The following is a 1,476-nucleotide window of genomic DNA, read 5'->3' as shown; positions in this document are numbered from 1 at the left end:
AATAGCTTCAGTTTCATGATAAAGGGGCTGGCAAAGCTTGTCAAGAAATTTTCTTATTTCATTTAAATTGCTTGTAACCTTCTTATACACTCATCTTTACCAAGAATCACCATGATATCAATGATTCCAGGTGCATCCATTACTCCAGTTATAGGGGCGCGTAATGAGTGGTATACATCGCTTATTTTCATATCGTGCAATTTTGCACATTCCTTGATCTGAGAAGATAAAAAACACTTATTCCAATTTTCATCACCGATCTTTGACAGAAATGACGCGAGTAACTTGATTATATCGAGGTTAGATTTGACAATTTGCTCAGCCTCTTCACTTAAATCAAGTGGCGGATCTTGAATATAAAATTTTGCTAAATCCAATAATTCGGTCAGGTAGTTTGCTCTTTTTTTTAGCTCTGTCAGTCCCTGCAGTAAATAGCCCTTTTTTTTGTCAGTTAGAGTATTTTCTCTAAGCATTAGAGTCAGAATATCTTCATTGCTCATATTACTAATATAGTGGTTATTCAAATGCTCCAGTTTTTTGAAATCGAGCCGTGCAGGTGAACGACCAATACTTTCTAAATTAAACCACTCTATTGCTTGCTCATCGCTAATAATCTCATCGTTGCCGTGACTCCAGCCAAGTCTCAGCAAGTAATTACGCATCGCTTTTGGCAATATTCCCATCTTTTCATAATCGCAAACGCTTGTGGCACCATGCCTTTTGGATAGCTTATTCCCATCTTCCCCATGGATAAGCGGCACATGTGCAAAGCGTGGAATGTCAAAATCAAGAGCCTGGTATATTAGCAGATGTTTAAAGGTATTAGTGAGATGGTCAGAGCCACGTATTATATCAGTTATTCCAGCATCATGATCGTCAACTACTACGGAAAAAATATATGTTGGAGTGTTGTCAGAGCGTAAGATCACTATATCATCAAGCTGGTTGCTATTTACTTTGATTTGGCCGTATATTTTATCATCAATGACGATCTCTTGTGAGTCTGGCACTTTGAAACGGATAACTGACCTCACACCGGATGTCATTCCAGCGCGTGACCACATATTTTCTTCTGGATCCCAGTGTCGGCTACTTGGATGACAAGAAGGAGGTTTTGTAGTACATTTATGCTTGTATATCTTGCCCTCTTCTCTTGCTTTTATTTTCTTTTCTGCAACTTCATCCTCAGGGCAATAACAGTGATACGCCCTACCCTTCTCAACTAAAAGGTTTGCTACTTCTTTATGCCGCTCTATTCTTTTTGACTGATATACTATTTCCCCATCATAGCTCACACCGAGCCATCTTAGCCCTTCTATAATTGCATCAATTGCTTCTTTCGTTGAACGTTTTCTGTCGGTGTCCTCAATTCTTAGCAAAAACCTGCCACCATGATGCTTTGCATAGAGCCAATTGAATAAAGCAGTACGAGCTCCTCCAATGTGCAAAAATCCTGTTGGTGATGGAGCGAATCTC

At 39.3% G+C, this 1,476-nt stretch carries 1 protein-coding gene; it reads right to left on the bottom strand.

Annotated elements, in window-relative coordinates; genetic code table 11:
- Window positions 1–62 precede the first annotated feature (62 nt).
- The coding region (gltX, locus tag WGMM_RS05055; protein WP_038250957.1) for a glutamate--tRNA ligase at window positions 63–1,476 on the bottom strand (1,414 nt) is incomplete at its 5' end.

Origin of the sequence: Wolbachia endosymbiont of Glossina morsitans morsitans, assembly GCF_000689175.1 — a bacterium.
GTDB lineage: Bacteria > Pseudomonadota > Alphaproteobacteria > Rickettsiales > Anaplasmataceae > Wolbachia > Wolbachia pipientis.
This window is presented reverse-complemented; position numbering and strand designations above follow the sequence as displayed.